The following is a 26,024-nucleotide window of genomic DNA, read 5'->3' on the forward strand; positions in this document are numbered from 1 at the left end:
CGGGGCGAATCATGGCATTCTTCATTCGGGCTGAGCACAGAATCTGGTGCGGCGACCTGCGTTGGCGGACATACGAACGACGTCCCTCGCTCTTTGCTCTCCGCTCCGAGGCGCTCGGCCTCGGAGCAAACTACACGGTTCGCTCTCCTTTGTTCCCGGGGGCCATCGGCTTTCTTGTAGCCGAGCAACTAGATCTCAAGGAATCCTTCCACAGCCTGATGCTCGCGGTCGCATCGACGTTTGGCCCGCGATATTATGGCGAATACGAGGTTGGCCTCGATCAGTTCTGGGTCGTGGCAACAGACGACACCGGCCGCCCTCTCCCCGGATCGGACACCATCTACCGAGACGAGACAATCGCGGCCGTCCGCAGCGGGTTCGAAGGCTTCACGTTCGAACGCCGGGACATCCTCTCCAGAGCAGAATTCGAAACGCTGCAAGCCGGCCTTCCTGACGCTCCCCTTTCTGTCCGCTCTACCTCGCTCCGGCCCGTATATCTCGCGGCGGCTGCGACCCTCACCCTTGCCCTCGGTGTTGCCGAAGGCACCCACGTTTACCACAAGCATCAGCAGGAACTCGTCCGGGCCAGAGCGCGGCAGGCAATGCTGCATCGCCCAACGAAGCCTAAGCCGGCGCCGGAAGCTCCGAGCACACCGCCGACCATTCAGCCGTCTGCGTGGGTTAAAGCATGCGTCTCCGCCGTGCCGTCCGCCGCATTCCACCGCGGCTGGGTCGTTGCTGGCGTGCTGTGTGCAGACGACAAGACGACAGTTTCATGGGCGCGTAGGGGAGGCTCGCTCAGCGACGCTCCCCCCGGGGATATCACCAACAACGGCAACATCGTCGACGACGCTTTACCCCTGCTTGTCGCGCCCGGGGTTCCCGAGGAGCAAGACAACACGCTCGAGGAACGCGACCTGTTCGGATTCCTCCAGGCTGCAGGCGCGCCGGCGCAGATTAATCGCTCGCCCGTCACCCTGATGATCGGCAACCGTCGGCTGCCCATGACAACCACGAGCGCGACGTTCGCGTGGCCGGGCGATCCCATGGCCGTGCGGTGGGACCAGTTCAAAGGGCTGCGGATGATTGAAATGAAGCGCGCGTACCTTGGGAGCGAAGCTGGTCCCACCTTGGGCGCGTGGCAAATCAAGGTCTCGTTCACCGAACCCGCCGTGCAGCCAGTGACCAAAGGGAAGGCGAGCTGATGCTCAATCTGCTTCTCCGCAAGAAGGCTACGGCCCGAGAAGACAATGCGATTCAGGTTCCCGCCGAACTGCGCGGGCAAATCCACATCGACGAGATTAACCAGGTTGTTTTCGCGAACGAGGCGCTCAAACGTCGCGAGGTCATGCTGACGTGGTTGGCTGAAGCGCGCCATGAGCCTCGCCTCGCGACGCTTCGTGTCGAGTGGGAGCGCATGGGGACCGTCACAGAGCGCATCCAGCAGGCACACCACGACGCTCTTGTGGTTTCTCGAGACGACAATCTCGATGAGGAGGTGCGAGGCGAATGCCTGGCCTTGCTTCGTGAGGGAGCGGAAAGCGGAGTCTCCGATATCCATATCCACCGCAAGGAACGCCATACTGAAATCATGTTCCGGATTAACGGAACGCTCGTCGTCGCCCACGAATTGACGAATGACCATGCCGACCGTCTGATCCGCGCCATGTACACGCTCGCGAGTTCTCGTGACAGCGCGTACAGCGAGGGCGAATCCCAGGATGCAGCAGTTGCCGGCGATGTCCTCAAGGGCACTGGCCTCGCCAATGTTCGTATCGTGAAGGGTCCTTGTTTGCCGGTATCCGAGGGCGGCAAGTTCATGATCCTTCGACTACAGTATGCCAGGTCCGGCAGTGCTCGTCGTGGCACCCAGCCGGCGGTTGAATTCCACGCACCTCGACGGCCGGAAGGGCACCTGAAGCTCCTGGGCTATGGCTTCTCCCAAGACCAGGTCGATCGCATCCTCAATATCTCAATAGCGCCCTCGGGCGTGCTGATTTGCACCGGCCCGACCGGCTCAGGCAAGACCACGCTGTTGTTCGAGACGTTGCAGCATAAAGCCCGTACGGAGCCTGGGAGACGTCTGGTCACGATCGAACAGCCGGCCGAATATCCGATGCCATGGGCTATCCAGATGGATATCTCCAACGCCCTTTCCGCAGACGCTGCCGGAAAGGAGTTCAAGGCGCGGCTACGAAACGCCTTGCGTATGGACCCCGACGATATGATGGTCGGCGAGATCCGTGATACCGAGGTGGCCCTCACCACCTTCGACGCAGCCCAGACCGGACACTTCGTCGTCACAACGCTCCACGTCGATGACCCGTTCGATTATCCCCTGCGCCTGCAGAACATGGATTACGAACGTCTGAGTTTCCGAACCACCTGCAACGCCTCGATCGTGCGCGGCATCGTGGGGCAGCGGCTCCTGCCCACACTCTGCCCCCATTGTGCCGTGCCCTGGAAGGGCGACGACGACCGTATGCCACGTCGGACCCGCGAGGCTGTACCGACATGGGGCCCAGATCCATCGCGCATCCGCCGCGCGGGACCAGGCTGCCATCACTGCCTGGGTACCGGGATCGGGGGGCGAACAGCAGTCGCGGAAGTCGTGGAAACCGACGAGGAGCTGATGAGCGACTTTGTGCGACACGGCGTTTCGGTCGCCCGACATCGCTTTCGAGCCCGAAAAGGCGTCGATGCTTCGATGGTAGAGACCGCCATGGGTCGGGTATTTGCCGGCCTCGTCGATCCATACCAGGTCACCGCGAAGGTCGATCGCATCCGTACATACGACGCCGTCATGGCTGAACGCGCCGCCGGCGCCGCCGAGGCAGCATGACGCTCAACATCGTTTACACCTCAAGCGCGCGATCCCGCCCTGGCGTTACCGCCAATCTGACGGAATGGCTCGACGTCCATATGTCCTTCCGTTGGAGGACAAGAGCCCAGCTCTACCGGATGATCTCGGTTCGTATGCGGCAGAATGCCTCAGTAGACCGGATCCTTCGCATGTATTCGCGCCAACAGAAGCGCAGACGCCGCTCCTCCGTGCCCCGCCTGCTCGATAGCGTTTTGAGGCGCATGACGGAACAAGGCCTGCCCTTCGCCGAGGCGCTTCGCCCATACATCCCCGACGACGAATATATGATGATCCTCTCGGGAGAGCGTGCCGGCGACATCGGGTCGGCAATGGACCTGGTGTGCGACATCAAGACGAGGACAGGCCGGATCATGCGGGCGGCGCGAAGTGCGGCCTTTCAACCGCTCATGTACATCGTGGTGCTCTTTATCTACCTGTACGCAATGGCCAAAATGGTCATCCCCTCCCTCCTGCACGGGGTTCCAGGCCAGCACGCCGCCAGCACCTCCCAAGACGTGCTCGTCTTTGCGGCAAACCTTGCGACCGGTGCGAATGCCTTCATCATACTTGGATCGCTGATCGCCACCGTTGTCGCGGTCTGGCTCAGCCTGACGAGATTGACCGGGCCGCTGCGTGTGGTGCTGGAGCGCATGCCCCCGTGGTCGATTTACCGGAACATCCAGGGATACATCTGGATTTCGAGCTTCATCGCCCTCGTACGCGCCGGGATGACCGATACCGATGCTCTCGCACACCAGATGCAGGGGGCTTCGCCATGGCTCGCCGAGCGCCTTGGCGCCATCCTGGCGCGCCTTGGTCCGAGGGGAATGTCGCTTCCGGAAGCGATGGAGGACAGCGGGTTGGCATTTCCGTCTCCCGAGGTCATCGACGATATCGAAGCTAGCTGGGGCGGCAAGGGAGCATATGGGCGCCTCCTTGAGTCCAGCAAAATGTGGGCCGACGAGATCGAGCTTTCGACGCTCGCGCAGGCTGCCGCGATCAAGAGTTTCGCCACCACGCTGATGATGCTCCTCGCTGGGGCACTCATCGTCGCATCCAACAACATCGGCTCAAACATGGGCGGCGGCCAGCCAATGTGACCGCCGTGCGCGCAGTCACAAACGAGCCGGGGATACTGCCTTACAAAACCATCACAGGGGCTTCGCATGGACCAGATTATCTCCCTACTCGTGAAGGCCGGGGCGGTATTGCTCGCCGTGGTTGCCGTGCTCGCCGGCTCCTACGAGGTCTTCTCACGCAACAACGGTTCAACTGCCGCCGGCGAACAGAGCCAGCTCGCGACCAACATCGAGACCTATTACAATGGCGGCATGATGGCTCGTAATTACTCGAGCATCTCCAATAGCTCCGCGATCCGCGCGGCGCTGGTGCCGAAGTCCATGCTCAACGGCGATGGCAATACTATTGCCGGTCCATGGGGCGGCTCCACCGTGACGATCGGCACATGGGGCAATGGATTCCAGGTTGCCTGGAGCAATGTCGACGGCGACTCCTGCGCGACCTTCGCCAGAAGCCAGGCGCCTCAGAACGTCAATATCAATGGCGACGACATTCCGCTCTCCAACAGTGATGCTGCAACCCAGATTGCCAACGCCTGTAACGCCTCCAGCGGCGCAAGCACGGCCTCCGTCACATTCGAGTATGCCGGATAACCGGCACATATGCCGTTCATCCTCCTCGCGATGTGGCTTATTGTAACCGTGACGAGTTCGATGCTGAGCCTCCATGTGGTGCAGAACCAGAACACGCCGCTATCCTCGGGTAGCGGCGCTGCTGCGGCACAGGCGTGGCTCGCGTACAAGGCGGCGCTGCTCAAATATCTCGAGGACCACCCGAGCGCTACCGGCTCGATTACTCTCGGTCAGCTCGGCCTCGGCAGTAATGGATTTGATCTCTCCAGCGCAGGAAATCAGATCGTGCGCAACGACCAATCAGTCACCATCGAAGCGTGGATGGAACTGACGTCAGATCAGATTGCCGCCGCCATCCACATAACGAACGGCGACATGAGTATCGGCACTTCACTCGGCGATCGATGGACGACTCCTTCCGCCGGCAACATGGGATTGCTTCCTGTTTCCGCGCCAGTGGGAGACGCTGTGTCTGTCGTAAGCCTCTCGGGAACCGGCTACCGATGAGCTCCCTTATTGGCGTGATGATTGCGACGCTCATCACACTCACAATTCTCCCGCGCTACTTCGGCATGATCGAGAACGGCACCACGCAGGCTGTGAATGCCACCACAGCCGGACAGTTCCAGGCGCTCCTGAAGGCCGCCCAGCTCTACATCGACAAGCACGGATCTGATCTCGCGAGCACTGTTCCCGTAGGAGGAACGTCGCCGATCGACATCTCAGCTCTGATTGCCGACGGCGACCTGCCGTCCGGCTTCACCACCGTCAATCCATACCGTCAGAACTGGCAAATCTACGTTCGCCAACCTGAAAGTAAAACCCTCGACGCAATCGTCGAGAGTTCCGACGGGATCACACTGACCGGCCAATCCGCCGTTGCGATCGCGTCCCTGACGGGCGCGCAGGGCGGCTTCGTGCCCGAGGACGGAATGTTCGGCTCCATGAATTCCTCAAATGCCTATGGAGCAAGCGGCTCCTGGCAATTGCCTCTTGCTGGATTGCCAAATCCAGGCCCAGGCCATCTGTACGGCATCCTCGTCGGGGCAAACGCATCGAGCGAGACCACGGATTACCTTTATCGCGATTCAGTCGCTGGACATCCTGAACTGAACACAATGCGAGCCTCGCTGGATATGGGTGGGAACGACATCAACGACGCCAACAACGTCAACGCAACTCGCGGCGTCTTCAACGCCGGCAACCCGAATGGTGGCTATGGCGGTGTAAAAGTCGGGTCGGCCTATCTCTACGGCGATGACAACGACGCTGCGGTGCGAACGCCCGGGACCGTCTACATGCAGCACTACGACGGCACCCCGGCGAATATCGGTGCCGACACCGGCTATTTCACGCGTAACATCGGGGTCAACGGCCTTGATCCGTATGCCGGACTTCCTGCCGGCTGGGGCGGGGGCCTGCATGCGAAGGACGGCTATTTCGAGGGGACCATTGCCACCGGGACCGGTGGCAACCAAAGCAATATCATCGCCAATAACGGGTACGTAAAAGTCGGCGATCACGTCGACATTCAAGACCACGCCAGCGTCATCACTCCCGGGTGCGGTTTATGGGTCAGCGGAGCGTGCTTCTACGGAGACACCACCAACGCTGCCGTTGAGACCCCTGGCTCCGTGTCAATGCAACATTACGACGGGACGAACGCGGATCTTCAGGCCGACCACGCCACGTTCACTTCCGTCAGACTCGGCACCGACGGAGGCAACGCCTGGCCGGGCAATTCATGCGAACCTAATGGTACGATTGCGGCAAAAGCAGACGGCTCCGGCCGTCTGCTGTCGTGCCTGAATGGTACATGGCAAATTCCTCCCGCCCAGATATCGACCTACGTCCCGACAACGACGCTCCGGTACACAGGGTATAATCGTCCGAATCTCGTTACCGGTGGCTACAGCTGTCCACCCGGCACAACCGACATGAACATCGAACAACTTTGGTATGGCGATTACGGCTTCAGCTCCCTCCATCTCTGCAGCGCCGAATGAGAAGCAACGCCATCCACCGCGAGCCTGGGGCGCAGGTGAAGCGCGGGACATATGATTTCACCCCAGCATGGCTTCTTTCCATGCGGACGTCGCTGACGCGGTATCAGCATCGGCGCTCAGGCAAAATGCCGGATTACGGTACACGCTCGATTAACGGCAGGAAGGTGCGCCACATCGTACCCCTCGGGACTCACTGTCTCGCAGCAGGCATTCTCCGCGCCGCCGAGCTCAGGCGATATGCGTTGCCGTTCGACTGGATCTTCTCGACGCCGGGGATGATATTGCATGTCCTCGAGACGGACTTCCGAGATTTCATGCCACCGGCCGGGCAGGCCCACCCCGCCTATCGAGATCGTTTCGGCCTGTCCGACATGTTTCCCCATGCCGACCTGACCTCCGCCTCGACCCGCGAGTCCTTTGCGCGGCGCATCGCGCGCTTCAGAGGGATTATGGCGGCCCGCGAGGCCACGCTATTCGTTATGATTTCGAGACCCTCGAATCCAATCGGCTGGCATTTTGAGCCCCTGACGGATCTTCTTGAACGCGAGTGCCCAAACGCCGAACTTCTGGCGGTGCAATTGCAATCCCCCCGCCTTGCCGGCGAGAGCGTCGGCATGGAACTGGTTCAGCGGCGAGGCAGATCGCGGCTCTACGACTTTCGGCCAGCGTCCGACGAGAGTGCGCTGGGGTACTTTCCCGACGTCCTCGACGAGCTCCTGATCCTGCGTTTGATTTACCAGTATCACTTCGACCTGACGGACGTTCAATGACGGATCTCCCGCCATGCGCTGCCGTCGCCGCCGACGCATATCATGTGCCGAGTGCCATCATCGCCCACGTAGTGGAAAACTCCGGACAAAGGGGGATTGGCGTGATGCGCATCGATCCCGGCTGGTTACCTATTCTCGAACGCGCAGGGTTCGACCCAACACTGGTTCGGGACGACGTTTGCATGAACATCGCCGCCGGCGCGTGGATTCTCGCATGGGCAGGTGCCGGCGGCCATGGGGGGCAGCCGCATCAACACGAAGCTCCTCCGCCCGCGAGGCCGTTGCCTGGAGCCCTTTCCACCTGCGTTACCCGCGCCGCAGCCCACTACCACATTCCGGAAGTCCTGTTCCGCGCTATCCTGCTGACAGAGGGCGGCGCGGTTGGACGCATCTCCCGCAATCCAAACGGCTCGTACGACATGGGGCCGGCGCAGGTGAACTCAACCCATCTCGCGGAACTCGCTCATTTCGGGATCACCCGCGACGAACTCATCAACGACGGGTGCTTGAATCTCCATGTCGGCGCATGGATCCTCGCCCGCGAACTTGACGGTCATACGCCGGCCGAGCCAGGAGAATTCTGGCGGCGCGTAGGGAATTACAATTCCCGCACTCCGAAGCTCAACCAGGCTTATCAGCGCAAGGTCTGGCGGAACGCATCCATCGCCGCGCAGTCACAATCACATGGACCATCCTGACGTCATGCGACGCAGCGAACCACGCTCCCTTTCTCCCATCTCCTTATTCTTCCTTCTGTCGATTTCGGCGTGCGCTCCGCGCGAAAGCGAGCCCACACCTACGGTCGACCAAGGAATGGCCCACATTCTCAACTCGTTCGACCAGGTCGGGGCTGTACGATTTCCCATGGTGCGGGCGGGCTCTGTTCTCCCGGCCGAGATGAACCGCCCGATGAACTGGCACTGGAGCGGTCCGGTCGATCGAGCAGTCCTCATGATCGCAAACCGACTGGGCTATCAAGCCGACATTCCTGCGGCATCCGCTGTGCCGACCGTCCGGATTGACCGTGAGGACACAACGATTGGCGGTCTACTGGACGAAATCGCCGCCGCGTCTGCCGGGCGCGCAGTAATCGAGGTGGACGTCCCCAACCATACTCTTAGGGTGATTTGGCATGCGTGAAGCACTCCGTCCCGCTATTGGCTTATTCATTGCATCCCTTTGCGCGTATCCCGCGCACGCTTCCGCGCAGAGCGACGGTCCCGTCGAGAGCCCGGTGCCTCAGATCCCGGCCACGGTGCCTGCGGCTGCCAACGCGATCGACACGCCGATCGCGGGAGCTTCCGAAGCTCCCGATATTCCGGACGTCGATCGGCCGCCATCCCTTGAAGCGCTGATGGCCATCCGGCCCGGTTACTCCCCAAAAAAGGAGGAGGGCCACGACCGGGACGAGGCCGTTCGTCAGGCAGCATGGGCAGCCGGCGCACAGGGCGGCCGAGCAGCAGAGTCATTCGCAATCAACGAGATGCTCCGCCGCTACGCGCCTATCCTCGATCGGAAGATCGATTTCCGCACGCTCGTACTTCCCGCCGGCAACGGGCAGACGCTGCTTCGGCCGCCCGTGGTCACTGAAGCGCAAATGGCACTTGCTCTCGATCCGACAGGCCAAACGGCGCGTGAAACTGCAACAGTCTACCAGATCACGCGAGAAGCCCGCCTCGTCTCCGCCGTGCCCCAATGGAGGACGTGGCTTGTCCGCACCGTCGGCGCCGTCGCCCCCCCTCCCGACGTTCTGCGTCCGCGCACGCCGCACGAGGTGGAAATCTGGAAAACCGGGCTCGCTTACGGTTGGGCCTCAGGCGAACGGCAGGCCGTCGATATCTTCCTCGCGGATCTCGGCCGCCTCGAACGTGACGTGATGGGAATGGCCCGCTACCGACTCTTACTCCGTGCCGGAAAGGTTGCGCCGCCCGAGATCAGCTACCGGCATGTAGACGTCGAGGGTGGGCACGACATCATGCGCCTCAGCAATGACGACTTGAAAATTCGAATGCAGCCAGGCCTCGACGCGAACCGGGCGCATTGGCGTGTGACGGAAGACGCGCAATGAAGCCCTTCACCCCTGACGCGGGCACACGAACCCTCGATCCTGAGCGCCTGAGCAGCCTGTTCGTCGGGATGACGATCGGCACTGCGCTGCTCTCCTTCTTTCTGTGGTGGAAATTCCATACCCAGATGGCCACCGCCATACTGGCGGTGCAGGCGCTGGAACTGGAGGCCATCGGAGCCTTCACGCACCAATTCGATCCCTTACGGGAGCACCTCCGCGACGCAGATCCGGAACATGTCTCCGCCCGAACGCTCTGGACACTGTGCACCATTACCGGGTCCGTTTTACGCTGGGTCGCCATTCCCGTTATTGTTGCTCTTGCTTTCCTGTGCCTCACGCGCGCTCCCCGCGAGCGCTACCGTCGACGCTTCGGTCTTGATGGCATGCAGGCCACCCTTGCACGGATCCACCCGCTTGGATTGGCGTGGATCGGGCGCGGCACCAAGCTCACTGAGCCCGCGCCGGCGAACCAGCCGCTACGCCCGATGGACCCGGCACTACGTGCCTCTGAATGGCGCGAGCGGCACATGACGGGAGAGACGCGACATGAGCGATTCATCAAAGGCAGCCTGGCCCTCAGGTCGCAGTTGGGTCACGAACTGAAAAGCTTGACGTCATTCTCGCCGATAGAGCGGACGTTGTTCCTCGTGTTCGCCCTTTTTGACCAGCGGAGAAAGGATGAAGCTTTGGCGGCCCTTGAGGAGCTATCGAGGGCGCTGTCGAACCCACGGCTGAAGGGAGCCCCGACGGCATTCGCGACGCTGCCCGCACGGTATGTCCGGTCTATTGATCGGCGCCTCTCGAAGGAGAGGTTCCCAACAGCGCTCGCATTGATAGGCAAGCATGCCTGGACGCGGCCCGCCTTGCTCTCGCTCATGCAACAAGCACGCCTCCGCTCCGGCGTCGTGAACCCGGGCATCTTTGCCTCTGTGCAGCTCGTGGATCGCAACCTGTGGCTGGTCCTTGCGGCTGCCTCCTATCCCCGGGACGGCCGGCCGGCTCATGACATGACTATCGCACCATGCGCTGAGGCAGCCGCCGCCATCGCGCACTGGGGCGCAGAGTGTCGAGCGGGAAGCCCGCTCGTCCAGCCGGATTTCACGTCAATCCTCCACGCACTAGACCAGCCATGATCACGCCTCCCCCTCCGCCGACCGACCTCATGATTCTGTTCATCACCGCCAGGACGGCCGCCCTCGAGCTTAGGGAATGGGTGGTCCGCCGGTACAACCTGGGTGATACGCATCTTGACGCGGCGATGGTCACCGTACTCCCTCAACTGGACCAGGCCGCGAGGTTCGACGTCTATTTTGGCTATGACGTATCAGCAGCCCCTGCGTCTCTCCGAACGCCCATACAGGCCTACATGACGGCGCTACGCGGCGGAGGAGCCAAACGTGCCCGCGCCGAACTCCCGCAGTCGCTCATCCGTGCGCATCGCCGGGTCATCAGGGTCGTTGAGGGGCCCCAGAGGAAGCGCGGCGATGGGTGAAGACAATTACTGGCCCGAGGACGGAAGCCACCTGCGAAGCGAGAATCTGGACCGTTTCCTTGTGTGGTGCGCGACGGAAGAGGCCTCGCGCATCGAAATCCAAACGAAGATGCCTGTTACAATACGGGTGCATGGCCGAAACCGGCAGGTTACCCGCGACGCGAGCCTTCCGCTCGATGTGGAGGATGCGGTCACCCACGTCTTTCGATCCGCGACCGGCGTCGCTGAACTCCGCAAGGGCACGCCCCTGGATCTGAGCCACACAATCCGTCTCGATCGACGTTCGCGACGGCACTCCTTCCGGCTGAATGCCATCGGTACTCAGGTCGGCTCGGAGACCGGTATCTCGATGACCTTCCGACCGCTCGCCGACATACCGCGGCCGCTGTCCGAACAGGACGTCGAGCCGGCATTGATGGAGGCACTCGCTGGAGACCGGGGAATGTACCTTATTTGCGGCGCCACGGGGTCCGGCAAGACGACCCTGATGGGTGGAGTGAACCGGGCACGCCTGGAAGATCCCGGCATCCACTGTGACATAATCGAGGGATCGCAGCCGCTCGAACTTCTCTACGATCTGGTTGAACGCAGGAACTCGACAATCTCGCAATGCCAGGTTCCCCGCGATGTTGCGACGTTTGGAGAGTTCATCCGCGCAGCCATGCGCCGCGAGCCCACTGACATTGTAGTGGGTGAGTGCCGCGACAGCGACACGATGGAGAGTGCTATTCAGGCAGCCATTTCAGGGCACCGCCTGACGTCCTCGCTGCACACATTCGACTGCCAATCCACCATCCGTCGCGTCGCCGCTCTCTGTCCAGGGGACCAGCGCGACAATCTTACCATCTCCTTCGTGGAAAACCTCCGGCTGCTGGTGAACCAGAGGTTGCTGCCATCTACTGATGGGAAGCGAACGCCGATCCGTGAGTTCCTGCCCGTGAACCGCGCCATCCGCAACACGCTGCTTGACGCCCCTCGTGACCAGTGGCCGCGGCTGACACGCGAAGCTGTACACAAACACGGCCAGACATTTGAGCAGGCGATAACGAAGGCGTTCCAAGCCGGCCGGATTTCCGAAGCCGTGGCAGCGGCAGCAATGCAACAGGAGCAATGAAATGCCTGAGGGAACAAACGCACTCGCTTCCGGAGGTAACTCCTAAATGTGGCGCTTCTCGGCCGACCCCGTTCGGCTGTTCATTGTCGATGCTCGGGCAATGGCTCCGATGCTTCTCTTCCTTGTCCACATGCGTCTGTGGACGCTGATAACCGCTGTAGCTGGAGTGGTCTTCTTCGCCGTTCTCGCATGGCTAGGGCTGACGTTACCGGTTGCCTGGAGAATGTTCCGTGTCATCGTGTGCGGCCCCCGACGCCCCCGTCTTCCCTCCAGGAAGAAGCGGGCCTACGCATGACCGATCCGGACGATTTCGCGCGTGCTCTTCAGATCATGCTCGACGCGCGAGGCTATCGATTTGAAACCGGCATACCGGGCCTCGAGACGATTCCGTCATGGCGCATCAGCCAGCCGGATATGTTCCTTCCCGTCTTCCTTCGCCTGGCAGAGGAATTATGGCGGCAGGACACTGCCGGCAGCGGGTTCGGCCTTCATATCGTTCCGGACGAAATCAGTCTGACAGGTCATCGGCTGATCGGTCTTTTCCACGTCCCTGCCGCGATCGCGCTGCTGGCGATCGACGCCGTCCTGCAGCGACTGGCTGACGACCATGTAATCACTCTCGACGCTCTTGCCGGCGAGGCCATGCGCGTCGCGGGGTGACACCTGCCGCCCCCGGGCGGACGGGAAGAATCTGAGGTTACAAACGGGGTCTCTACGCTGGAATTCTGACAGCGGAGAGGTGTCTATGATTATTCTTGCCCCGTCGAGTGAAGCAGTCGTGACCATCCAACGGAACGGCGACGCGACAATCGTCAAAATCGAGCGGACGCCGGACCGCGCCCATTCGCCGGTCGAGAGGGAGAACGGCCGCAGCGCCGCTGTTCCTCTCCCGGGCGACTGGGCCGTTCCGCCGTCGACGATACGCACAGACCCGTCTCGCGTGCTTGCGCCGCCAAGACTGAGGACTCTTGTATCGGCCAGTCTCTTTGCGCTTGTGTGCGGCCTGACATGGCATTGGGCGACGGGCTCTGCGCATGACGGTAGCTCCGCGGACTCAGCATCGCTTGCTCGTCGAACCGTAGGGGAGACTATACGGGGGCCAAACGCCGCGACGGACACTCCCCCGCCGACAATCCGTCAGGTCCCGCCAGGTCAGCCGAACCCGGGAGGGCCGAACGCAGCGTTCGGACTTGACTAGAAGATGGCCGTCATCCGCCGCCAGATAGACGGCCCTCAGGACTTTCACGAGCAAGCGGGTGGCCTGTCCTATCGCGACACCCGACGCCTCTCTCAGCATGTCGGTGAACTTCTCACTACCAGCTTTTCCGCCGTCGGCCTCGTCGCACTCGCGATCCTGACGGCCGTGGTGCCCGCCTTAACCACACTGACACTCCCGTTGGCGGCTGCATACGCCGCTTACGTCATGACAAGGCCGGTGACGCTTCCGCTGCGGCTGCCGGCGAATGCCGGGAGGAAGGATTACGGGAACCCGGTGCCCGACCCGAAAAGACCAGGTGTCGAGATTCCGGGCCCCCCTACCGGAGACTGGCTACTCGGCTGGGACGAAGTCACCGGCCAGCAAATCTGGCTGTCCGGCAATGACCTGACGATGCATGGAGTTGCGCCAGGCGCAACCGGATCTGGCAAAACCCAACTGATTTATAGCCTGCTGTGCAATGCTCTGGCTCAAGGCACCGGCTTTACGATCGTCGACGGCAAGGCGAGCAACAACCTCCCCTTTACCATCATGGCAATGGCCCGGCGCTGGGGCCAGGAGGCGAACGTCCGGATCATCAACCTGATGGTTTCCGGCGGAGATCGGCGCACAAATACCTGGAACATGTTTGCATCGGTCAATGCGGAGGGCATGACCGAACTGTTTCTTACGCTATTCGTTCCTGAAGAAAGCAAGGGTGGCGGCGGAAATTCAGACCATTTCCGCAACCGTGCTGAATCGCTCATCCGGGGCATGGCCTACGTCTTCGTGTGGGTCCGAGACAATCTCGGCGTTCCCATCACCGCAGAGACTGTCCGGACAATGTTCAGCGATATTGACCGGCTGCGCTTACTGTATAGCGAAAGGCGCTTCAGCTATTACGATGCGGATCAGGGCGTCGCGTGTGAGACCATACTCCCGGAACACTTCCCCACTTCGTTGCTCAACCCGGTAAGGGATTACGTCAGCGAGACAGGCGGCTTTTCGGACAAAAAAGACGTCAGCGAGCAGGACAAGGTTCGGGAGCAGCACTCATACGTCGTCGGCGGATTCGGCAAGACGTTCACTCAGATGTCGTCGACTCTCGGCCATGTCTTCGGCTGTAATGTCGGTGACATCGACTTCCGCGACATAATATACAATCGGCGAATTCTCGTCGTTCTTCTGCCGTCTCTCGAAAATCATCCCGATACGAACCGCGCGCTCGGCAAAGCAGTTATCACCGCTCTTCGGTACGCGCTCGCCGCCGCATTGGGTACGTCGATCGAGGGAGACTACGAGGACCTCGTTGCCAACCGACCATCCTCATCAAAAGTGCCGTATCCGATGGTCCTGGACGAAGTCGGACAGTTCGCGACCCGAGGTATCGATTCCATGATGGCACTCGGCCGAGAGTTGAATGTCTTCCTCCTCATCTCGTTCCAAGAGGTCGGCACGCTTTATGCGACCCTCGGTCGCGACTTTACCGTGCCCCTTCTGGGGAACCCGAAACTCAAGATCCTCATGAACGTCGAGGACGCAGGTCCGACCCGGCAGTGGATCGAGGAATCCGGGGGCACAATGCCGGTCACGGTGCTCCCAGGTTACGACAACTCTTCCCCGTTGGGTCTCTACGCCGACCAGCAGCGCGCCGATATCCGGGAGGTAAAAAGGGTGTCGTGGAGCGACATCCAGAAACTGAGGCAGGGGCAGGCCATCATCCTGTTCCGCGGACGACGCATCTATGCACGACTCTTCTATGCCGGCGTCCGCCCTGAGGGCGTCAACCGGGTTTTCCCGACGCTTCCCCCTGTGCCTGAGCGCCTCGTCTCGTCTTCATCTCCGGTAGTAGAGAGCGTTGCCCGTCACCTTGCGGCAGGGGCGGATCTTGTCGAACCGGACCGCCTGCCGGGACTCACCGGCGGTCTCAGGGCGTTGTATTCGCGCCTGGCCATCATCGTCGGCGAGGATGCATCACCTCTTCAGGACGCGGAAGACCTGCTCACACTCAACGGGGAGGAAATCAGACCTGCTCCAGACCCATTTGCGGGGCTATTCCGAAATCTGATCCAACCGGCGGAGCAAACGCCGGAGACGAAGGAGCCGCTCGATCGTTCGGTCGACCAGGCGCTCTGCGACGAACTGGTCGCTTTTGAAATGGCCATGGGAGCGTCGGAGGCGACGGCGAAAGGCAGGATCGTCCACGCGCTCAACCTTCACGCGCGAGTTACGCACAAGCACCGCTCAGGCGCCGCATGAAGGAGGATGTGGATCGCGTCGCAGAACTTCGGCGAATGCTGCGAGGCTATCGCAAGATGACGGCGGCGCTCCGCCGCCGGCTGCGCGCCTTCGGCTTCGACGTGGTGGAAACCAAAAAGCACGTTCGTCTACTCCCGATGGAGAATCCGAAGGCAGTGATCATCATCCCGTCTTCGGCCAGCGACAGTCGAGGCGGCAGAAACGCCGCCAGTGTCGTCGCCCGGAGATTGCGTTCGTCAGGTCACTCATAGCGGCCCGGCCGGCGCATTCAGCGCCAGTCGTAGCGCGCTTCGATAATGCCGGCATCGCCCGTGAACACATGCCGCTCCAATGAGAACATGCCGTTGGGAATCACGAGCGAAAACCGATCTCCCCAGTCCAAGGTGGGGACAGGAATGTTGCAATACCCGTGAACGCACCAGAGGTCCTGCGCGAGCTGCGCCACGCCGGTTTTCATGAACAGGACCGGATATGCCTTCCCCAGGGCGGCCGTGGTGTCCCGGACCCAGAAGAGCGGAGGAACCTCAGGCGTCCGCACGGCGACAGCCGCCGGCAGCGGGGTGCGCACCAGCAGTTGCCCATTGTGGGAATGCTGGCCCCCACCACTTCAATATTGATGGGCGCAACGGGAAGGTCTGGGTAAGGGAAACGCCCGGCGAACAGATCACGGCCGCCCATAGCCTCGTCGGCGTAGACCATACCGTTCAAGTTGGCGTCTCCGGAACAGTAGGCATAAGCTTCAGAAGCAGCCGCCGTCACTAGGTCCTGGGCGTGGGCAGGATCGGTAAGGCATTCCCCGACTTTCTGATTCACGTCTGCGCGCAGGACGAATTCGAGGTTCTCTCGGTTCAGAAGCGAGACGCCACGCGATTCAATCACCTCGGTTTTGCATGCGGCAACGCCGACTGAGCGGACCCGAAGCCAGAAGAGCCATGTTGCGAGTTCGTGCACGTCAGCCGGTGAGAATACCTGGTTACGTCCTTCAGCCAATGTTCCGCTCCCTTCGCTGGACCTCGTGAGAGCCTAAAGGTCGCGGTCGGCCGATGGAACCCTGGAGGCGGCCCCCCTATCGCGGTCCGGATGTGAGTGCGCCGGCGAAGGCGGCGGGGGAGCGTTGTTCGGGCCACGGTGTGCGGATCGAAGCGGCCTCTCGTTCAATCGGCGAGCGGCGTCCAGAGCCGCCTGGGTGGCGAAGCCAGCCTTCCGTAGCTTTCGACTGACGTCATCCCACTGCTCGGGTTTGATCCCGTGAACCGGACGCTCGTCAATCTCGCGTCTGATCTGGCGCCCAGGTTCCTGCCCACGCTGTTGCGCGCGTTCGTTCTCATGGGACTGCCGGATCCAGCGCGCCGTCTGCTCATCGGCTGCCAGATCAGCCTTTGCCAGATCGACGGCGAGGGACTTGTATGGGTGGCGTCCCATATCCGCGGCCAGACGGGTATAAAGGTCTTCCGTCGTGATGGGGCGAATATCACCAAGCGGTCGGGCCCATGTTTCGGCTTCCCTCAGAGCACCTTCCGCGACCACGGTCCAGCACGCATAGACGTGCCGACTTTCGCCCACATAGGTGGTAAAGCCTGTGACCCCGGCCGACCCGCGCGGCATCGCGTTTACGTGCTCGTCCGAGGTGATCCCCTGTGCGGAATCGTGGGTCATCGCGTGGCCAAAGCCAAGGCGCAGCCGCCCGGACTCCTTATCGGCCAGGCGGGACCACGGCACCAATCCCACCCGTCCCTTGGCGTTCTCCAACACGATCCCCTCGTCTGACCATCCCTTGACCGTCACGAAGTCACCATTGGATCCTAACTCACGCCACCTCGCGCCTCGATGCGTCGCGACCTGTGCGTGCGTTCTGCTGAAGAGGCGGAGCCGGTCACCTACAGAAATTGGCAGATCGTATATCTCGCCGCGCTGATCGATAGCCGCCCTGACGATCTCCTCGCGGCCAATCTCACCTCGCGCACGCAACCTCTCGCGAACAGCACGGCTCAAATCCATGACGTCCTCGTTTGTCGGCGCGGACATGGTGATACCGCGCGTCATACCGGCCTGAATGAGGATATCCCGGCGGCGCAAGTAGAGGTCCGCGATATGCGCGACGACCTGGTCATGATCGCCGCCGACCAGGCGTATCGTGCCGTCCTCGCGCTTCATGTCGATTGCCGCCCGCGCGCGAGCGGTGTCAGCCTGCCGCTGTTCATCCTCTGTCTTGGACAAGTCCCGACCCGAGGACCGGAAATGCCCGGCGATCTCGCGCCCCCGAGCGGACTTCTGGCGCACCGTACTAAGCAGTTCCGCCCGAGCTTCCGCTGGCAGAACGCGCATCATGAGTTCGACTCCGTCGCCGGCCTCGATGGCCTGGCCCTGCTCGCGATCGCCCAGCATACGCAGCGCGAAGCCCTGCTCCTGTTGAAACTCCAGGAGTTGCAGGTGCTGCCGGGGCGATACCTGGCTCACTTCATCGATCACCAGAACGCTATCTTTTCCGAGGACCAGTTCGCCCGAGGCCATCCGCTTGAGCAACGGGGAAAGCGCGTAGCACTCAGTGATCCCGGCGTCCTTCAGGGCCTCGGCCTGCCGCCACGCAATGGCAGTTCCAACGACGCGACGGCCGTCCGAATGCCATGCGTCGACGAGAGGACGCAGAAGCGTCGTTTTGCCGGCACCTGCCACGCCCGTCAGAAAGGCGAGCCCTCCGGCCAGACCCAGACATCTTATCGCAGCAAGCTGGGCCCGGCCGTGCTCGGGCTCCCGATCGAAATCGAGCCCAGATCGCTCGATCGCGGCCGCGAGGGCTGCTTCGGAGAGCGCGCCAGCCCGCGTCCTCGATGAGACCGCAGCGAGCCGCGCCATTTCCTTCTCCACCCGGAGCTGCTCCGTCGTGGCGACACGGACACGCCCTTCCTGCTCTTCTTTGATGAAAGCAACGTGCTTCCCGTCGATCTGGATGCCCCGTGCCTCGATCAAGTCCGCCACCCGCTCGACGTCCTCAGGTTCACGAATGCCTGCTGCGATGAGCCCGTGTGCGGCATGGGTACGAAAAGCGTCGCGGTCGATCACCGCCGCGGTCGCAAATTCTTTGGCGAGCAAGTCCGCCGCAATGCCATATGCCATGTCGAAGCGCTGTGCGTCGCTCCGTTCTCCGTAAGCGGCGTCTGTCAGCACAGTCTCATGGTGCCACCCGATCTCGGTCGCCTGCTCGCGCCAGATCTCGCGATCGTTCGATCCGTCGTATTTTTTCGAGCGATAGGCGAGATTTGCCGTGTGGAGGATGGAGAATTTCTGCGCGGCGCTCATCTCATTCCAGTCGAGCCCCTGGCGCTTCGCGTACGCTTTCGCCATCTGCGACGCCTGCTTGTTGCGCTTTGAGAAGAGCTCCTTCGCCTCCTGGGGAATACCGTCGATGACGATCGCCCGTCCCTTCTTGTCCACGCTCACCTGGATGCCAAGACCCCGCAACTCCCGCGCCAGTTCGGCCTGGAAATAGGCGCCGAACATGAACGAGGTCGTCTTCGTGATCCGCGCGCTATCGAGGGAGCCCAGATGTCCGCTCTCGGTCGCAACGGCGTTGAGCATGATGTTGTGGATATGCGCTTGCGGGTCTCCCGGCACAGGGATCTCCACTGCCGCAGTTGCGCCGTTCGGGCCGTCCTGGATCTTCATGGCTGGTCGGGCCGTATAATGGCGAAAGGAGACCCAGGCGACTTCACCTGCCTCCACATAGGACATTCCACCTTTGCCGCGTCGGGCAACGCCGACTTCCTTGGCAATGAATGCCATAGCCCGGTCATTCGCCTTGTGGATCGCCAGCCAGATCAGAGCCTGCTCTGCCTTGGTGGCAGCGAACTCAGCCGCCAGCGTGACAGACTTATCGGGGGACGCGGTGAAATCGAAACCCGAGATGGTTCTCGTTGCATGAGCGCCCGCCCACTCCGCGCCGGTGTCTGCCCTCTTGCATTCGAACAGACGGGCCAATGCTTCATCCGTTGGGATCTTCCCAACGTCGATCCCAAGGGCGTCAGTGATCCTGGTTCCAAGATTCGGCCCCCAGGCGCCCTTTCCGTCCCGACCGGTGTAATAGGTATTCAGGCGATCTCCTGACTCCACATCGCTCCGGTCCCTTTCGAACCGTACGTCCTTGCCCGGCTCGAGCTGATGCTCACGGAGATAGGCAACAATGAGCTTGCCGGCACCTGCCGCCGTCAGTTTCCGATAGGTAATCATCAGGCCGGCCCGTCTTTTTCCGCAGCCGCCGAGATGCGATTGACCTGTTCGGTCAACGCGTCCAAGGCAGTTGTCTGCCGGTCCAGCGCTTCGGCAATCCTCCCCAGGATGTCCCGCAGCGTAGGTTCGTCACGGGTCTCAGGCGGGCTCACCATCTGGTGGATCTCGGCCAGAATCTGACCGTGGTGCTGCAGCACCGCGATGATGTGGAGTTGACCTCGGGATAGGGAGGTAAGAGGTTCGGGAGTTTGCGGAATACCGTCTGTCACGTAACGCGCCCCAAGCGGTGGATGATGCCGCTATTGTCCGGAGCATCTTTGTGACTGCGGCCCGGCCGGTGCCATGTTGCTAAGGATGCGCCCAGGGGCGCGTCACAGTCGCAATCGACGCGTCGGACCGGCTATTTGATTCGCCATCCTGCCGGCGCCGAGAAGTGATATGGGCGGGGCACTCACGAAGGCGAGCGATCACCTCGGCTCGGGCGTGCCATTTGGCCTTCTGGCGACGGCTCCGCATCAGCGATACCTTTCACCGCAGCAAGTACAATGGGGTGGAGTCTCGCCGGAATCCTTCTCATGAGAGCCAGCATCCGAATTTCGGCTGCGCTCTGCGCATAGCCAAGATGCTCCGGCTCATGCCCGGTCATAAGCCACTCTGGCGACGTGCCCAGCACCTCGGCAAGCGCTTCAATCTTCTCCTGCTTCGGAGCGGCGCGACCAGTCTCGTATTGCGAAACCGCCCCGCTACTGAGGCCAAGCGCCCGGCTGACTTCGGCAACAGTAAGGCCTAGCGCATCCCGTCTCTCGCGGATCCGAGTGCCGATCTCCCGGGCCATGTCGCTGCGTGGGCGCCGGCTATGCAGATGGGTGTGGTTCATGCGCGATTTTCGCCCGGCCGACGCGAGCCGTAAAGCCTTCGGCGGCGAGCGGCATTGGCACCATATCCAAGAACGCGCGGTCCTTCTGACGCTGCCCTTCCGCACGCGGCGACAGCATCAACACGGTTCCATGCACAATCGAATCATCGAGATTCAAGCTCGTGAGCGGGTCACATCTATAACAGATTTTCCCTAACGCGGCCGTTTCATACGTTAGCCCCGCGCGCTGCTACAAAGGACCCTTTGAATAGACTCGCTGAACCACCGCAAGTCTCTCTCAAAGCGTAGCAGAAAGAAATATTCTCGGAAGGATGTGAAAAATACTGGCTCAGTAGCGAGTCTGCTCAGCTACTGAGCCTACTTGATAATTTTCATGACTCTCAGCATACCTTAGCTGCTCCGCAGAAAAAACGGGCGTTTCCTGCCGCCTTTTTCTGAGCCTCTCCAACGCCTGCTCATATATAAACCGATCGACACCATCAAATCTGATTGACATTTTGTCACCCAAAAGGTTTCGAACTCATATAATCTCTTTTTTCATACGTAGACCCTTTGGAGCGCTCGCGTCAATGGAAAATCCAATATTGGTATAGTATGGCACAACAGCAGGCAATGGACTCTCCAAATAAACTACACGCTTGTCAGTCAGGAAGCCAAAATTGTTAAACACCTCTACAGATATGGGTGCTACGTTTCCTTTTATAGGGTTTATACTACCAGGAGCCCCCTGAATAAATTCAATTGTGACGTTTGAATTTTCTGCATTCTTTCCTCTGGATGCCTTTCCAATAGCCATTCCGCACAAATCTGCTCCGTGCCAAATAGCCACGTCAATTTTTCTAATATATTTACTATAGTGCTCATTTATATAGAACCAGTTAAAAACTCGCGGCCTATTCTCTTCATATACCCATCGCTCGTTCGCATGTTTTATTGCGACTTGGTCGATTCCCACAATTCTTATAGACGGGTACTTTGCTTTCCATTCTAGCTCTACCGCGTCTCTTGCGGCAACCAAAAAAGATCGGTACCTTATCTTGGCAGATTTAAAAGTCATTACACGTCTCACTCATTATTTTATTCGGTAATATTTATTATATTAATGTCTTTCTATGAATATTTGATCTATGCGCAATATAGTAATGCACTAGAACACTCATATATTAGTAATTAGCAACCAATATCCAGCCCCCTTAGTCCAACACTCGCTCATACTACGTCGACACTTGTGCTAACCACGCCTCATCTGCTCCACGCCCGAGTTTACGACTCGAGCCCCCCGGCCAACTCCGCACATCCCAACAACCGGTGCTTCTGGCTCTTAACGCCCCCCTTCAGGCTCGATCAACCCCCGGCGCACGACTGACGATGCGACCGCGCTTGTCATATCCTCTGTCAGGACAGCGGATCAAACTGCCACCGCAATCCGTTCCGGAGCGCTCGCTCTATTAGAGCAAAGTTTCAGCGAAGAGAGCGATTGCGGCCGGACACTGCGTTCCTTCCATGCTCAAGATCATGTCTGCAGGCCTCGGCCATGATCTCCGCGGGAAGCAGCCTCGGCATCAATTCCATGAGCGCTCGCCTCTTCTGAAAAGGGCCCACACTCACCTGAGCTTCGACTCTCTGTGCGGACGGCATATGCCGGGTTCTGGCCTCCAGCCGGACGATGGAGAATTCAAGGCCAGCCGGTGTCACCGTGGGATGGTCTTTGGTCGTATGCATCGGTGCGCCCGAGCGCGGTGGTCACGACGCGTGCGCGCGCCCAGCTTGGTAACATACGGCGTCCGCTGCAGGATCAACGATCCGAGTCTTCCCGAACGCCCTTTGGCCCCGCAGGGGCCGCACCCGAAAGGGTGCATTTGTGTATGGAGAAAGAGTTTTTCTGTTTCCCATTTGTTACCGTTCTGCTCTCTTAGCGCAGCGAATCCGATATCGTCAGAGTCCAATTGTTATCGACCGAAGCGTCTGATATAAGCAGGCTTCAATGAAGCGGGGAGGCACTCCACGATGCCGGCGGCGACGTTGGGTCCAGAAGGCGCACTCAAGACATTGAGGGAAAGTAAAGGGTCGACGTCGCTCCAGCTCTGGATGGAGCTGAACTACGAGGTCATTCGAACGGAATGGGGGTCTCGCCGCATGAATTGGGGGGCTCTGTGCCAGTGGTTCGAGGAGCAGGGCCTGACAAACAGCAACGGAGAGATCGCCAACATCCGCTGCGCGAAAATGATCTGGTTCCGCGTCGGCAAGAGGCTCGAACAAGAAAGAAAAACAGAGGCCAATGTGACGTCGATGGAGATGGATCAATGTGTGAGGGACGCATCGACGTGACGGCTGCCACACTGGGCTTCGACGGTGCCCTGGAAGCGCTTCAGAACAGCAATGGAGCGATGTCGCTCCAGCTATGGATGGAGCTCAATCGCGACGCGCTATTGGAGAAATGGGGGCGGCGTCGCCTGAACTGGCAGGCATTATGCCGCTGGTTCGAGGAAGTTGGACTGACGAACAGGAACGGCACGTTCGCCAGTGTTGCCTGCGCGAAGGTCATGTGGAACCGCGTCGGCAAGAAGCTCGAGGCTCGTCGCGCACAGCATGAAATCGAACGAGCGGAGGAAGAAGCGCTGGCGGCCAAGCGTGCGGCTGAACGCGCCGCGGCGTTCGAGGCCGCACGCGCTGTTAGAGACGAAGCGGCTGCTACGGACGCCATCTTACGCAGGAGGATGGAGCGGGCGGACCGCGCAGCCGCTTCGAAGCGTCGCCAGGCCGCAGAGGAGGAGCCGTATCGGCGTGAAGCTGGTGAGCGACTGCGGGCCAGACAGGAGGCCAATGGTCTCATTCCGGAGACCGGCACCACGACACGGCAGCCAACGCCTGCGGCTGAGCCTGCTCGAGCGAATGATCAGGCCACTCTCGTCACGCTCGACTTGCCGTATTATCCGCCGCCATACGTATCAGCGCGCGCCTATCTGCCGCATGATCCGTCGTTGCCCCCTGTGAAGGAGGGCGACATCTGCAAAGCGACAGGCGCCAGGTGGGAAATTGGTGGAGATCTCCCGGGATATCCCAGCAAGCGTAACTACGAGTACGAGAAGGACTGGCTGCGCGATGTCGGTCGCCTGCTTCGAGCCAAGCACCCTACGAACCTGACGATGACCCGCGAGGAGAAGTACGTCATGCAAACCGCAAAATCGAGGATTCCGAATCTCTATTAGCCGTCGGGGCGCAGTCACAAACGATCGGGCTAGCCTTCCTTGTCGCTGGCATGTTGCCAGCAACATGGAAGGGAGACGACGCAAGCATGCCGGACACCACACCCCGCTCCGATGAGCGGCACCAACGTCGGTCGGTTTGGCGAATTGGCCGTGGGCGCAGCGGAGGCAGTTTGGCGCTCTCATGCTTCATGCATTGGGCAATTGAGGCGGGACGCCCAGCACTGGCGGCAGACGGAGATCCGAACAATCCGACACTATCGAAGCTCTTTCCGTCGGACGGGCCTTATGGCGTTGATCGTCCGACGAGCGCAGAATTGGAAGCGAGCAAGATCTGGCTCGCCAACACACTCGCCGAGGCGCTGTCCGAGGATGCGTCGATCGTAATCGACATGGGCGGCGGCGACCGCGTGAGCGAGGAACTGGCGGCGGAATCAGACCTTGGCGCATTTCTCCGTGCGAACGGCGTAATCCCGACATTCGCCTATTTCACCGGGCCTGAACGCGACGATTTCGATCACGTCTACCGCATCTGGGATTCGTCCTCATTCAAGGACGGTGACTCGGTCCTCTTCCTCAACGAGGGACTGTACCGCTCCACCTCGCGGTCCTCCGATCCCTTCGCATGGTTGCGCAAGGACGAGCGGCTGCGAGCGATGCACGATGCGGGTGTTCGCACCGTCGTGTTCCCAGCCTTGACGTGCATGAAGTATCTTGAGAACGACGGCCTGAATGTATTCGACGTGATCGCCGGCAAGCCGAAGGCGGATGGATCGCAAGTAAACCCCCTTTGGCGCCACATGGCGGTCAAATGGTTGCGGGATTTCGGGGCAAATATCGAGGAGGAAGGCGTGCATCTGTGGCTGCCGTAGCCGCCCCGGATGGTCGCCAGGCAACGCGGGAACACCTTCTTGCAAGCCTGCACGATGCCGGGATCGAGCGCGACAGCCCTTTGGGGGTGCTGTTCCTGCGCCAATGTGAGGCGACGGCCGACGCATGTGATCAAATGTTCCATGCCACGACCGCCGCAGAGGCGCTGCTGGCCGGCGCACGTAAGGAGTTGAGCACCCTGCGAGCGGACCTCGAAGCGGGCCGCGAGCAGGTGAATCAGATGGCGCTGATCGCCCAGACCAACATTCGGAAGCAGGAACTCTTCCGCAAGCGTGAACTCCAGGTGGCGCTGGATGGGCTCGTGTCCGGGCTGACGGCGGATCTCAAGGAGCGCGTCTTTGACGCGCTCCGCGAGGAGATCCCAGCCAATGAGCGTCGCTTTTACAGAGAGGCGCGCTGGGCGGCCTACGTGCGCATGATTCTGGCAGGCGCGATCCTGATAACACTCGGCTTCAGCACCGGCATAACGTGGAACTGGCACGCTGCGCGCACTGGCCGCTTTTGCGAGGACAATTATCACCGCGATCCGACCAGCGGGATGGCGTGGTGTGCGTTGGACCCGTTGCCGAACGGGAGCCCGGAAGCCGGTCAAACCAAGGCCGCGCGCTGAAAGCAGCGGGGAAGGATTGTGTCCATTTTGGTCCAGGTTCGTCCCGCGGTTCCGGAGGCAAGCGGGGGAGTTCGACTGCCGCCCTCCGCGCGCCCGAGGAATTGCCCGCGCCCTGGCACCGCCGGAAATATCAATCAACGGCGCCTCGGAGCGGACAGGGCCTGTCCCGCTGGCCTGAGCGTTGTCCCCGTTTTCCAGCCCGGAGGGCCGGAGGCGCCCCACGGGGGCGCCGGAGCATATCCACCGGCCGCGATCGACCGCCAAGAGTCTGGATCGCGGCCGGTGGATATGTGGCAAACGGGGGCAACGTGGCCCGCGGGAAGAGCGGTGTCGCGGTCGAGCGTACGACCCGTCTTCAATTGAGGGGCGGCGCATAAAAGAGCGACCGACGGCCGCCTTTCGGCGAAAAGCGCTGGTGGTGTTGCTATCGCAGCGTCTCGCGTAACTGGGAAAGCCGGTTGGCAATTGGCCCCAAAGCGAGGGCGAAGAGTCCGACTGCCAGGCAGAACGGCAAGGCGACAAGCACGATCGCGCGCAAAAAACCGTCCATGTGTCAGTCCTCTTTCGGGAGTCGTCCGGGATATAGGCGAGCAGAGCGAGAAAAACCAATTGGGCGATAGCCGCGACGGATGCCGCCGCCAAAGCCTTTCAGACCGGCGAGGGCGCCGCGCGCGGCGAGTTCCGGACTGGGCTTCATCCGGGAGATGAAGGGCGGTTGACTGTGGCCGGCTCCGCCGACCGGAGCGTTGTCCCCGTTTTCCAGCCCGCAGGGCCGGAGGCGTCCCGCAGGGACGCCG

General features: G+C 61.0%; 26 protein-coding genes. 21 read left to right on the top strand and 5 right to left on the bottom strand.

Annotation, left to right across the window (positions count from 1 at the left end; translation table 11 throughout):
• Positions 1-11 precede the first annotated feature (11 nt).
• From pilO2 to HLH36_RS16660, 17 genes are all read left to right on the top strand, one after another.
• Entirely contained in the window at positions 12-1,205 is a 1,194-nt protein-coding gene (pilO2, locus tag HLH36_RS16585; protein ID WP_182987427.1) for a type 4b pilus protein PilO2, read from the top strand.
• Positions 1,205-2,842 carry a GspE/PulE family protein gene (locus HLH36_RS16590; protein ID WP_182973703.1) on the top strand — a complete coding sequence of 546 codons (1,638 nt, stop codon included), beginning with the start codon at positions 1,205-1,207 and terminating at the stop codon, positions 2,840-2,842. Before pilO2 ends, HLH36_RS16590 begins: the two co-directional genes overlap by 1 nt.
• A complete protein-coding gene (locus tag HLH36_RS16595; RefSeq protein WP_182987428.1) occupies positions 2,839-3,963 on the top strand; it encodes a type II secretion system F family protein in 1,125 nt (374 codons plus the stop codon). The genes HLH36_RS16590 and HLH36_RS16595 overlap by 4 nt, the downstream gene beginning before the upstream one ends.
• A gap of 66 nt (positions 3,964-4,029) precedes the next feature.
• Entirely contained in the window at positions 4,030-4,536 is a 507-nt protein-coding gene (locus HLH36_RS16600; RefSeq protein ID WP_182973701.1) for a type 4 pilus major pilin, read from the top strand.
• Positions 4,537-4,545: 9 nt separating this feature from the next.
• Positions 4,546-5,022 (top strand): type IV pilus biogenesis protein PilM, encoded by a 477-nt coding sequence (gene pilM / locus HLH36_RS16605; protein WP_182973700.1) that lies wholly within the window; start codon positions 4,546-4,548, stop codon positions 5,020-5,022.
• Positions 5,019-6,521, top strand: coding sequence for a shufflon system plasmid conjugative transfer pilus tip adhesin PilV (gene pilV, locus HLH36_RS16610; RefSeq protein ID WP_182987429.1), 1,503 nt, complete (start codon positions 5,019-5,021; stop codon positions 6,519-6,521). The genes pilM and pilV overlap by 4 nt, the downstream gene beginning before the upstream one ends.
• An 80-nt stretch (positions 6,522-6,601) precedes the next feature.
• The gene (locus HLH36_RS16615; protein ID WP_246376991.1) at positions 6,602-7,291 is read left to right on the top strand and encodes a DUF1796 family putative cysteine peptidase; all 690 of its coding nucleotides are present in this window, start codon (positions 6,602-6,604) and stop codon (positions 7,289-7,291) included.
• The gene (locus HLH36_RS16620; RefSeq protein WP_182987431.1) at positions 7,288-7,989 is read left to right on the top strand and encodes a lytic transglycosylase domain-containing protein; all 702 of its coding nucleotides are present in this window, start codon (positions 7,288-7,290) and stop codon (positions 7,987-7,989) included. Before HLH36_RS16615 ends, HLH36_RS16620 begins: the two co-directional genes overlap by 4 nt.
• A gap of 4 nt (positions 7,990-7,993) precedes the next feature.
• On the top strand, positions 7,994-8,431 hold the full coding sequence (locus HLH36_RS16625; RefSeq protein ID WP_182987432.1) for a DotD/TraH family lipoprotein: 438 nt from the start codon (positions 7,994-7,996) through the stop codon (positions 8,429-8,431).
• Positions 8,424-9,359, top strand: a complete 936-nt coding sequence (locus tag HLH36_RS16630) for a type IV secretory system conjugative DNA transfer family protein (RefSeq protein WP_182987433.1) — start codon at positions 8,424-8,426, stop codon at positions 9,357-9,359. The genes HLH36_RS16625 and HLH36_RS16630 overlap by 8 nt, the downstream gene beginning before the upstream one ends.
• Complete coding sequence (locus tag HLH36_RS16635; RefSeq protein ID WP_182987434.1) at positions 9,356-10,492, top strand: secretion/conjugation apparatus DotM-related subunit; 1,137 nt, start codon at positions 9,356-9,358, stop codon at positions 10,490-10,492. Before HLH36_RS16630 ends, HLH36_RS16635 begins: the two co-directional genes overlap by 4 nt.
• Positions 10,489-10,851: a hypothetical protein gene (locus HLH36_RS16640; protein WP_182973694.1), complete on the top strand. Its 363-nt coding sequence runs from the start codon at positions 10,489-10,491 to the stop codon at positions 10,849-10,851. The genes HLH36_RS16635 and HLH36_RS16640 overlap by 4 nt, the downstream gene beginning before the upstream one ends.
• Positions 10,844-11,965 (top strand): type IV pilus twitching motility protein PilT, encoded by a 1,122-nt coding sequence (locus HLH36_RS16645; protein WP_182973693.1) that lies wholly within the window; start codon positions 10,844-10,846, stop codon positions 11,963-11,965. The genes HLH36_RS16640 and HLH36_RS16645 overlap by 8 nt, the downstream gene beginning before the upstream one ends.
• Positions 11,966-12,011: 46 nt before the next feature.
• Complete coding sequence (icmT, locus tag HLH36_RS19620; protein WP_220791739.1) at positions 12,012-12,260, top strand: IcmT/TraK family protein; 249 nt, start codon at positions 12,012-12,014, stop codon at positions 12,258-12,260.
• Positions 12,257-12,625: a hypothetical protein gene (locus HLH36_RS16650; protein WP_182973692.1), complete on the top strand. Its 369-nt coding sequence runs from the start codon at positions 12,257-12,259 to the stop codon at positions 12,623-12,625. The genes icmT and HLH36_RS16650 overlap by 4 nt, the downstream gene beginning before the upstream one ends.
• Before the next feature lie 541 nt (positions 12,626-13,166).
• On the top strand, positions 13,167-15,419 hold the full coding sequence (locus tag HLH36_RS16655) for a type IV secretory system conjugative DNA transfer family protein (RefSeq protein ID WP_182987435.1): 2,253 nt from the start codon (positions 13,167-13,169) through the stop codon (positions 15,417-15,419).
• Positions 15,416-15,670: a hypothetical protein gene (locus HLH36_RS16660; protein WP_182973690.1), complete on the top strand. Its 255-nt coding sequence runs from the start codon at positions 15,416-15,418 to the stop codon at positions 15,668-15,670. Before HLH36_RS16655 ends, HLH36_RS16660 begins: the two co-directional genes overlap by 4 nt.
• Before the next feature lie 17 nt (positions 15,671-15,687).
• Here the strand turns inward: HLH36_RS16660 and HLH36_RS16665 are convergent, their stop codons facing one another.
• The 5 genes from HLH36_RS16665 to HLH36_RS16685 form a co-directional block, all read right to left on the bottom strand.
• Positions 15,688-15,987, bottom strand: a complete 300-nt coding sequence (locus HLH36_RS16665) for a hypothetical protein (RefSeq protein ID WP_182987436.1) — start codon at positions 15,985-15,987, stop codon at positions 15,688-15,690.
• 455 nt (positions 15,988-16,442) lie between these two features.
• Positions 16,443-19,643, bottom strand: a complete 3,201-nt coding sequence (mobF, locus tag HLH36_RS16670; RefSeq protein WP_182987437.1) for a MobF family relaxase — start codon at positions 19,641-19,643, stop codon at positions 16,443-16,445.
• Positions 19,643-19,912 carry a hypothetical protein gene (locus HLH36_RS16675; RefSeq protein ID WP_182987438.1) on the bottom strand — a complete coding sequence of 90 codons (270 nt, stop codon included), beginning with the start codon at positions 19,910-19,912 and terminating at the stop codon, positions 19,643-19,645. Before HLH36_RS16675 ends, mobF begins: the two co-directional genes overlap by 1 nt.
• Positions 19,913-20,094: 182 nt before the next feature.
• Positions 20,095-20,520: a helix-turn-helix domain-containing protein gene (locus tag HLH36_RS20300; protein WP_182987439.1), complete on the bottom strand. Its 426-nt coding sequence runs from the start codon at positions 20,518-20,520 to the stop codon at positions 20,095-20,097.
• A 520-nt stretch (positions 20,521-21,040) separates the two neighbouring features.
• On the bottom strand, positions 21,041-21,577 hold the full coding sequence (locus tag HLH36_RS16685) for a hypothetical protein (protein WP_182987440.1): 537 nt from the start codon (positions 21,575-21,577) through the stop codon (positions 21,041-21,043).
• Positions 21,578-22,527: 950 nt separating this feature from the next.
• On the opposite strand from HLH36_RS16685, the gene HLH36_RS16690 reads away from it, so the two are divergent.
• From HLH36_RS16690 to HLH36_RS16705, 4 genes are all read left to right on the top strand, one after another.
• On the top strand, positions 22,528-22,848 hold the full coding sequence (locus tag HLH36_RS16690; RefSeq protein WP_182987441.1) for a hypothetical protein: 321 nt from the start codon (positions 22,528-22,530) through the stop codon (positions 22,846-22,848).
• Positions 22,824-23,729 carry a hypothetical protein gene (locus HLH36_RS16695; RefSeq protein ID WP_182987442.1) on the top strand — a complete coding sequence of 302 codons (906 nt, stop codon included), beginning with the start codon at positions 22,824-22,826 and terminating at the stop codon, positions 23,727-23,729. Before HLH36_RS16690 ends, HLH36_RS16695 begins: the two co-directional genes overlap by 25 nt.
• 86 nt (positions 23,730-23,815) lie before the next feature.
• A complete protein-coding gene (locus tag HLH36_RS16700; protein WP_182973681.1) occupies positions 23,816-24,598 on the top strand; it encodes a hypothetical protein in 783 nt (260 codons plus the stop codon).
• Positions 24,586-25,227 carry a hypothetical protein gene (locus HLH36_RS16705; protein ID WP_182973680.1) on the top strand — a complete coding sequence of 214 codons (642 nt, stop codon included), beginning with the start codon at positions 24,586-24,588 and terminating at the stop codon, positions 25,225-25,227. Before HLH36_RS16700 ends, HLH36_RS16705 begins: the two co-directional genes overlap by 13 nt.
• The last annotated feature ends 797 nt before the right edge of the window (positions 25,228-26,024 follow it).

Source organism: Gluconacetobacter aggeris (assembly GCF_014174395.1).
GTDB classification, from domain to species: Bacteria; Pseudomonadota; Alphaproteobacteria; order Acetobacterales; family Acetobacteraceae; genus Gluconacetobacter; species Gluconacetobacter aggeris.